The 8,097-nt window shown below is 31.7% G+C and carries 10 protein-coding genes and 2 pseudogenes; 8 read left to right on the plus strand and 4 right to left on the minus strand.

Going from position 1 to position 8,097, the window contains the following annotated elements; genetic code table 11:
• Positions 1-271 precede the first annotated feature (271 nt).
• Positions 272-652: a hypothetical protein gene (locus AC1RYN_RS13670; RefSeq protein ID WP_481807404.1), complete on the minus strand. Its 381-nt coding sequence runs from the start codon at positions 650-652 to the stop codon at positions 272-274.
• Positions 653-752: 100 nt separating this feature from the next.
• A pseudogene (locus AC1RYN_RS13675) lies at positions 753-1,557 on the minus strand (DNA alkylation repair protein).
• Positions 1,558-1,720: 163 nt separating this feature from the next.
• On the opposite strand from AC1RYN_RS13675, the gene AC1RYN_RS13680 reads away from it, so the two are divergent.
• On the plus strand, positions 1,721-2,059 hold the full coding sequence (locus AC1RYN_RS13680) for a winged helix-turn-helix transcriptional regulator (RefSeq protein ID WP_481807405.1): 339 nt from the start codon (positions 1,721-1,723) through the stop codon (positions 2,057-2,059).
• 14 nt (positions 2,060-2,073) lie between these two features.
• Here the strand turns inward: AC1RYN_RS13680 and AC1RYN_RS13685 are convergent, their stop codons facing one another.
• Positions 2,074-2,586: a GNAT family N-acetyltransferase gene (locus AC1RYN_RS13685; protein ID WP_481807406.1), complete on the minus strand. Its 513-nt coding sequence runs from the start codon at positions 2,584-2,586 to the stop codon at positions 2,074-2,076.
• A 488-nt stretch (positions 2,587-3,074) separates the two neighbouring features.
• On the opposite strand from AC1RYN_RS13685, the gene AC1RYN_RS13690 reads away from it, so the two are divergent.
• Together AC1RYN_RS13690 and AC1RYN_RS13695 are read left to right on the plus strand one after the other, a co-directional pair.
• The gene (locus AC1RYN_RS13690) at positions 3,075-3,380 is read left to right on the plus strand and encodes a hypothetical protein (RefSeq protein ID WP_481807407.1); all 306 of its coding nucleotides are present in this window, start codon (positions 3,075-3,077) and stop codon (positions 3,378-3,380) included.
• 65 nt (positions 3,381-3,445) lie between these two features.
• Positions 3,446-4,180, plus strand: coding sequence for a lipase family protein (locus AC1RYN_RS13695; RefSeq protein ID WP_481807408.1), 735 nt, complete (start codon positions 3,446-3,448; stop codon positions 4,178-4,180).
• A gap of 180 nt (positions 4,181-4,360) precedes the next feature.
• Here the strand turns inward: AC1RYN_RS13695 and AC1RYN_RS13700 are convergent, their stop codons facing one another.
• Entirely contained in the window at positions 4,361-4,972 is a 612-nt protein-coding gene (locus AC1RYN_RS13700) for a helix-turn-helix transcriptional regulator (RefSeq protein WP_481807409.1), read from the minus strand.
• A 436-nt stretch (positions 4,973-5,408) separates the two neighbouring features.
• On the opposite strand from AC1RYN_RS13700, the gene AC1RYN_RS13705 reads away from it, so the two are divergent.
• The 5 genes and pseudogenes from AC1RYN_RS13705 to AC1RYN_RS13725 all read left to right on the plus strand — a co-directional run.
• Positions 5,409-5,906 carry a DUF2480 family protein gene (locus AC1RYN_RS13705; RefSeq protein WP_481807410.1) on the plus strand — a complete coding sequence of 166 codons (498 nt, stop codon included), beginning with the start codon at positions 5,409-5,411 and terminating at the stop codon, positions 5,904-5,906.
• Positions 5,907-5,914: 8 nt separating this feature from the next.
• Entirely contained in the window at positions 5,915-6,133 is a 219-nt protein-coding gene (locus AC1RYN_RS13710; protein WP_481807411.1) for a hypothetical protein, read from the plus strand.
• A gap of 8 nt (positions 6,134-6,141) precedes the next feature.
• Complete coding sequence (locus AC1RYN_RS13715; protein ID WP_481807412.1) at positions 6,142-6,819, plus strand: efflux RND transporter periplasmic adaptor subunit; 678 nt, start codon at positions 6,142-6,144, stop codon at positions 6,817-6,819.
• 16 nt (positions 6,820-6,835) lie between these two features.
• Positions 6,836-7,039: a permuted SH3 domain-containing protein gene (locus AC1RYN_RS13720; RefSeq protein ID WP_481807413.1), complete on the plus strand. Its 204-nt coding sequence runs from the start codon at positions 6,836-6,838 to the stop codon at positions 7,037-7,039.
• A gap of 6 nt (positions 7,040-7,045) precedes the next feature.
• A pseudogene (locus AC1RYN_RS13725) lies at positions 7,046-8,097 on the plus strand (efflux RND transporter permease subunit); the annotation flags it as partial.

The following is an 8,097-nucleotide window of genomic DNA, read 5'->3' on the forward strand; positions in this document are numbered from 1 at the left end:
TTACGTATTGCTAAGGTTAATACATGCTCCTGTTGTTAGGGAGGCAGCACCTAATCGATTTCGAGAGAAGCATTTGGAACAGGTGTTGTTTTTGTAGCCGAAAATATCGAAAATAAAGAAATTGGATTGTATAATTTTGAAGATCTTTTGGCTCCATATTTTCAACTTGAACAAGAAAAAAACAACAACTACAAATTTGCGTATCCCAATAGCTTAGGGGTACGCATTTTAAACTTATCTAAACCTTATTATTATATTATGACATACAAGTTTATTTTCCGACTCTATCAATAGGCCTAAAACGTAATGCACTCCAAGTTTCATCTATAGAAATGGCAGTTACGGTTTTTAATCCAAATTCTTCTGCAGTTGCACGAATTGTGTCCCTGTTTATATCGGTTTTAATTTTTGAAGTCCCTTTTGGATACGCAAACCATAAAACACTGTCAGATTCGATATTTTCTAAATCATGTTTGAGAAAATTCAAAAACTCCTCATTATTATTTATGAAAATTAATGTGTTTATACTTTTTATTTCTTTGCCAAAAGCAGTTTTCATACCAAGTACTATAAAATCCTCTTTTATTTCTTTTGGAGCATTAAGAACAGTTCCGTAGTCCTTAAATCTTAATTTCTTGATAACGTCTCGCATTGTTTATACATTAGTTAGTTTTAAGGTTAATGTATGTATTTTTTATTTATTGTTAATTTAATTTTAGACATTCTAATGAATAAAAAACGCAGATAAATAATTATTTTTCGATAGTTCGAAGTGCCTTTTTAACTATATATATTGTTTGTTTTGTAGGGCTAATTTCTTTCCATTTTTTACAAATTTCAATGACAAAATCTGGTTGAGTTTTGCTGGCGTCATTTAGCCAGTTCCCAACACTATCTTGTACGTATTTTGCGTTATCTGATTTTAGAGGTTCTAAAATAATTAAGCCCAATTCAGGATTTTGTTTCAATATTTCAAGATGCTCACACCAAACTCCTCTTGGTCTGGTAGCTTCACTTGCAAACCGTCTTATATTCTCGTCAGAGTGTTTTGTCCATTCCGATAAAATGGTTAAGCTTTCGCTTAAATTTTTTGCTATAGAAGGTCTTACAGCTAGCCAGCAAATTTCTCTAACACCAAAATGTTTATCAGCAGCAAAAAGGCTCAATTTGATCTAACATTTCACTAATTGATAGTTCCGTATTTTTTCCAATTGTATAAGTTGCCCAGCATCTAACTAAGTCAGATTTATGAGTTAAAATTATTGTAAAAAAGTCACTATCATTTTCGAGTTTAGCTAAGCTAAAAAGACTAGTTCCAATAGTTTCATTTATAGTATTGACAGTTTGTTTTTTTAGTGCCTCAATATTCGTAATAATTGGTTCTAAATACTTAGAACGATTGGTTTGCTGAAGAACGTTTTTAAGTAACAATTTTTGATCAATAGCTAACCATTCTACCAAATTAGCAGTTTCAATTTCTCCTTTATTAAGTTTATCCAAAATATCGACGGGTATGTCCTTAGTTGAGCGCGAACCTTTACGTTTTATTTCTGTCATAATAATTTATATATTCTCTAATAAAGTATCGATTAGTTAGCATAAACATTGGCTTTGTTAAAATAGATATTTATTATTTTATTAATTTTGCAAAGATTCAAAACATTATCTTTATCTGCAATAGCGCATAATTTTAGCACATAGGGATAAAAAAGTCACTATTATGAAAACAAAGGAAAGAAGCTCAGAAAATAAAATTTGCCCACTAGAAGTAGCTGTTAATTCTATTAGTGGGAAATGGAAAGTTCCTATTGTTTGGCAAATCAATGAAGGTAAAAAACGCCCAAGCGAGTTTTTACGTGGAATTGCAAAAGTCGACAGAAGAGTTTTGAATCAACAGTTAAAAGAAATGGAACAAGACGGTATTCTGACCAAAGAGTCATTTAATGAGCTTCCACCAAGGGTAGAGTATTCGCTCACAGAATTAGGCAAAAAACTAGTTACCATTTTATGGATGCTAAATGATTGGGGTAAATTAATGATTCCTGCTGAGGAAGATTAATATTTAGCACAGTATTACTCTTTAAATTGAGCTCTATTTGTTACAAAATAGGCTAATTCTTCCTCATTTATAGTTAAGTTGCTTAATCGCTTAAATCCTGCTTTTTGTAATACATTTTGAGACCCGCTATTGTCAAGATCTGTTATAGCGGCGACTTCGTTTGTATCTGTATTTGAAAAAGAATATTGAGTAAGCGCTTTGCATACTTCTGTTGCAATACCTTTTCCCCAATATGGCTTGCTAAGCACATATCCAATTTCTATTTGGCTATTGTTATCTACAAAAATGCGAGCAACACACATTCCTATAAAATTATTATTTGTAGCGTCGAAAATAGCCCATCGGCTTAGGTTTCCTGTTTTATAATTTTCAAGCAATTCGTTAAACATTTCAATATATCTTTCTGGAGAAACTTGAGGTAAATATTGAGTAACCTCAGGATCTTTAAATAAGTTTAAAAATGTTTGTTGCTCATCAACTAAAAATTCACGAATGATTATTCTTTGGCTTTGGTATAGGTTTGACATGTTATTAATGTGTATTTACCAAAAGTAAAAAAAATAAAATACATATATTAGCAATTAAGAAATTAGTTAGAGTTAAAAATGGAAATAGAACAAATAATAAGGTTTATTTTGCCTTTAGTAAGTGTTGTCATGGGATTAGCAATAAGAAATTCAGACAATGAAAATTATGCCTCTATAAAAAAGTATTGGTGGTTTTTTGTTGTGATAGGAGTACTTTTATTCTCCTACAGATTATATAATTTTTTGAATTAATTAGCATAATAATTTAATGTACAATTTAGTTTATTGAGAATGATTATGCGATTAAAAATTATGTCGTAGTACTTAAATAATTGATTATATTTATTGTAAGATAAGTTTACAAATTAAATGCTTAATAGTTATTACTTTTTGATTTTAAAGTGAAAGTTTATATTGTTGTATGTAAGCTACTTTAAATCACTATTTAGGTAAAATAATATTATTAATAATCAATCAATGTTTACTCTATGAAATTTCTAAAATTATTAGTCCTAATATGCTTCTTACTGTTTAATCTTTCAGATGGTTTTTCGCAAGATTTAAAGCCAGGTTTTGATAAAGCTGAATATAGAGAATTAATATATTTGGCTACTCAATCGACAGAATCTCTTGAAAAAGCAAAACAGATTCCTCAGCCAGAACACTCTAAATTAATATATAGAAGTAAGCCAATAGGACTAGACAATCTTTGGGAATTATGGCTTAAAGATGGAAACACAGCTGTATTATGCACAAGAGGAACTACTCGAAAAAGGAGAAAGCTGGCTTGCTAATCTTTATGCAGCTATGACTCCAGCTAAAGGAGAAATGAAAATTTCTAATTCAGAGACATTTGAGTATGAATTATCAACTAATAATAGACGGCGCCGTTCATACAGGGTATCTGCTAAGTTCTGCTTTTATATCTAAGGAAATGCTTCCAAAAATTGATTCTTGTTATAATTCAGGAATTAAGAATTTCATAATAATGGGACATAGCCAAGGTGGAGGTATAAGCTATTTACTTACGGCTCATTTTTATAGTTTACAAAGCAAAGGCAAACTACCTGCCGATATTCGTTTTAAAACGTATTGTAGTGCTGCTCCAAAACCAGGGAATTTATATTTTGCATATGATTATGAGCGTAAAACGCAAAATGGTTGGGCATTTAATGTAGTAAGCGCCGCAGATTGGGTGCCTCAAACGCCTTTTTCGGTTGAAACGCCAGAAGATTTGCCAATAGTAAGTCCAATTGCATTGGTAGAAGAAACTATTAAAAATCAGACTTTTTTTAAGAGAATGTTTTTAAATATGGTTTATGGAAAACTAACAGATCCATCACGTAAAACCGTTAAGACATACCATAAATTATTAGGAAAAGAAATGGCGAAAAGAGTCAATAAATTCTTGCCTGAATTTGTACCACCTCCATTTTATAATAGTAATAATTATGTGAGAACAGGAAATACGATTGTTCTATATCCAAATCCTAATGATACTATTTATTATGAGAAATTTCCAAGCAATACAAAGGATATAATGATGCATCATTCTTTTCCTCCTTATTTATATCTCCTAAATCAATTAGAGTGATTTTTTTTTATGCGAGATGTGAAATATGAGAAGTAAGAAGTGAAATTGAGGTTAACTACAGAGAATTTAAACTTTTTTTAATTAGTTTATTGAGTGTGTCAATAGCAAATGTTACTGTAAACTGAGACTGCAAACTGTCCTTCTACTCCGGATGACACTGTGACTCAATACTAAAAACCGCTAATTAGGAGTAATCTGATAAGCACATCTTCTGTCACCTCCAATGATATGGCTAACGCGATTAATTATAATATCTTTACCTAATACAGATCTAAAAGTATTTAATTCTGAAGAGCAAAAACCTTGACAAATTGTAGCTGCAGCACAAATTGGACAATGATTTTCGACCAAGAGATAGCCATCATCATTTTTGGAGTATTCGGCCATATAACCTTCTCTTGTTCTTATTTCGACAAGTTTTTGTAATTTTTGTTCAAGGTTATCGATAGTATCAATTTCTTCATGATACTTCTTTTTCCCTGTTTCTTCATAAACATCTATAACAGTTTGCATGGTATTTTCGCCCATTGCACTAATAATGTTTATGAGTTTTAGCGTTAACTCTGCATGTGTATCAGGAAACTTCGAATTTCCATCTGTAGTAAGGCTAAATGTTTTTTGAGGTCTACCAACACCTTTAGATTCTTCCTGAGGAGAAATAAAATCATCTTCAACAAGTTTAAGTAGTTGTTGTCTAACACCTTCCTTCGTTATCTTAAGCTCATGAGCAATCTCGAGAGCCGTAAGTGGACCTCGCATTTTGAGCAACATTAAAATCTTATTTGTAGTCATAAATTAATAAAACAAGTATTTAGTTGTTTTATTATGCAAAAATATTAATTTTGCATAACTTATCAAAGCTGATTGGAAGATATTATTTCACCTAAACTCAATCAATATTGTAAGTTACAGAATTAAAAAACGTAAAATTATAGATTATGATATTAGAATTACAAGAGTTTCCCATTACTTCATATGATATGATTGACTTTCCTGTATACATCGTTCCGTACTGGAACGTACTAATGAAATTTACAATTAGTATATATCCTCAACTATAGATTTTAAAAATCTCAAAAAACTTTAATTAAGTAATAAAGTATTTTTTACAGCGTGCTCAACAAGCTTGAAAATCATTCAAGTTGGGCGGGGGATACCTATGTCCAAAAATTAGCAAAACACAAAAAAATAAATTCAATAATAACTCAATTTCTTAATAATTAAAAATATGGAAATAATAAATAAAATAGACGCTTCGGGGATACAAACTCTTGATTTACGTTTTTATAAACCTAATGGTAATGATTTTTTAGTATTTGATATCGTACCATTTCTTATAGAAGATTTTTTATTACATGAAAAAACATTTCGATTAGAAATGGCAAACATAGATTGGAATCAATTTGCAGATAAAGATGTGGTTATCTGTTGTTCTAATGATGCCATAGTACCGCTTTGGGCTTATGCATTAATTAGTTCATTGTTGACTCCTTATGCATCTATAGTAGTGTATTCAACAACAGGAAATCATGAAAGCCTTTTATGGATGGAAAGAATAAGAAAGATTGAATTTTCGGCTTTTATCGGACAGAAAGTGGTTTTAAAAGCAAATACTGCTATACCCGAAGAAATTCTAGTATTGGCTACAAGCCAGTTGATAAAATATGTACAAACCTTAATGTGGGGAGAAGCAGGTTCACCTTTAATGATTTATAAAAGAAAATAAGAGATATAATGAAAAAAATAATAGCAATTCTGTTTATAGGAACTCTTTCGATAGTTTCATGTAATACAAAAAGTACAGAACAAATAGAAAGTCCGACAGCATATCCAACGCTCACATTAAATACTCAAGAAGCAAATGTTTCTGTTGAATTTCCAACAACATTAGAAGGGGAACAAACAGTTGAAATACGCTCTAAAATTGACGGATATTTGAGCAGGTTTATGTAGAAGAAGGCTTGGTTGTAACCAAAGGACAATCTTTATTTAAAATAGATGCCAACAGTTATTTACAAGAAGTAAACAACAAAAAGGCGGCAGTCCTAGCAGCTGAAGCTAGTTTAGAAACAGCAGTTATACAAACCAAAAGGACAGCAGCATTGGCAGAAAAAAAGATTATAAACAACTACGAATTAACATCTGCCAAGAATATAGAAAGAGTAAAAAGGGCCGAATTAAGTCAGGCAAATGCAGATCTATCAGCGGCTAAATCAAAACTTGCTTTCACCAATATAGTGAGTCCAATAAATGGGGTGGTAGGAAGCCTACCATATAAGATAGGAAGTTTGGTAAGTAGTTCGGCACCAGATCCTATAACTACAGTTGCTAATACCAAAAATGTTTTTGCTTATTTCTCATTAAGTCAACAACAATTAAATTCTTTTTTGAGTCAATATTCAGGAAATCAATTAAAGGATAAATTTAAGAATATGCCAAGCGTTTCTTTAGTAACTGCTGATGGAGAAACGTATCCGCTAAAAGGAAAAATTCAAACTTTAAGCGGCGTATTAAATGCAAGTACTGGCGCTGCTAATTTTAAAGCAGTTTTTCCAAATCCAGATGCTAAACTTTGGAGTGGAGCAAGTGCTATGATTGTTATTCCAACACAATTAGAAAGATGCAATTCTAGTCCCTAAAAAAGCAGTATTTGAATTGCAAGGACGCTTTTTTGTTTTTACTGTAGATGCAAAAAAAGTAGTGCATAATACCGAAATAAAAATAAGAAATACAGCAACTGAAAAAGAATATGTAGTAACAGAAGGTGTAAAATCTGGTGATGCAATAGTTATTGATGGAATAGGGAATTTAAGAGATGGAGTAAAAATAGCACCGATAGCTTCATTAGCTAAAAAATAATAAATCATGTTTAGAAAATTTATAGAAAATCCGGTATTATCCACCGTAATATCGATAATAATAGTAATTCTGGGATTATTAGGATTGGCTTCATTGCCTATCTCTCAATATCCTGAAATTGCTCCGCCTACAGTTGTTGTAGAAACAGCTTCGTATCAAGGAGCAAGTGCCGATGTGGTCATGAAAAGTGTGATAGTTCCTCTAGAAGAACAGATAAATGGAGTTGAGAGATGAAGTTATATGACTTCTACTGCAAGTAGCAATGGTAATGCATCAATAACAATATTCTTTAAGCAGGGAACTAACCCTGATATGGCTGCAGTAAATGTTCAGAATAGAGTTACGAAAGCTACAAGTTTATTGCCCAATGAGGTTATTAAATCTGGGATTACAACAAGCAAACAGTTAAGTAGTACCGCCTTTAGTTTCTTGTTATATAGTAAAGACGGAAAGTTTGATGAAAAATACCTCGATAATTATTTGAGAATAAATATTATGCCAGAGATGAAACGTGTCGAAGGTGTAGGAGGAACTGAAATATATACAAGTCAGGAATATTCAATGCGTATTTGGTTAAAACCCGATGCAATGGCAAGCCAAGGCTTAGTTCCCGATGATATTATTACAGCATTAAAAGAACAAAATATCGAAGCGGCTCCAGGTAAAATTGGAGAAAATAGTAAAGAATCAGTTCAATATGCTCTAAAATTTACAGGAAGATTAGAAAGCCCTGATGCCTTTGAAAATATTATTTTGCGAAGCGGTAAACAAGGTAGCTTATTGCGTTTAAAGATGTAGCCGATATTGAATTTGGTGCTTTAGATTATACGACTTCATTAATTACTCAAGGAAAATTCTTCGGAGGAGCAATAAGTCAAATTTCGGGTCTAAATGCCAGAGAACCTATTATTGCTTGTGAAGACATCTTAAAAAAAGCATCTAAAGATTTCCCTCCGGGATTAGAGTATCATACATTTTTAAATGCCAATGACTTTTTGGATGCTTCAATCGAGAAGGTAGGTGCTGCCTCCCTAACAACAGGAGCATGTATTAACCTT

Source organism: Flavobacterium sp. TC780, from assembly GCF_056783245.1.

Bases quoted from the DNA above. Each gene is read 5' to 3' on its own strand.
- AC1RYN_RS13700 (WP_481807409.1), bottom strand. From the start codon at position 4,972: ATGACTACAAATAAGATTTTAATGTTGCTCAAAATGCGAGGTCCACTT.
- AC1RYN_RS13710 (WP_481807411.1), top strand. From the start codon at position 5,915: ATGAAAAAAATAATAGCAATTCTGTTTATAGGAACTCTTTCGATAGTT.
- AC1RYN_RS13705 (WP_481807410.1), top strand. From the start codon at position 5,409: ATGGAAATAATAAATAAAATAGACGCTTCGGGGATACAAACTCTTGAT.
- AC1RYN_RS13690 (WP_481807407.1), top strand. From the start codon at position 3,075: ATGAAATTTCTAAAATTATTAGTCCTAATATGCTTCTTACTGTTTAAT.
- AC1RYN_RS13685 (WP_481807406.1), bottom strand. From the start codon at position 2,586: ATGTCAAACCTATACCAAAGCCAAAGAATAATCATTCGTGAATTTTTA.
- AC1RYN_RS13695 (WP_481807408.1), top strand. From the start codon at position 3,446: ATGAATTATCAACTAATAATAGACGGCGCCGTTCATACAGGGTATCTG.
- AC1RYN_RS13680 (WP_481807405.1), top strand. From the start codon at position 1,721: ATGAAAACAAAGGAAAGAAGCTCAGAAAATAAAATTTGCCCACTAGAA.
- AC1RYN_RS13670 (WP_481807404.1), bottom strand. From the start codon at position 652: ATGCGAGACGTTATCAAGAAATTAAGATTTAAGGACTACGGAACTGTT.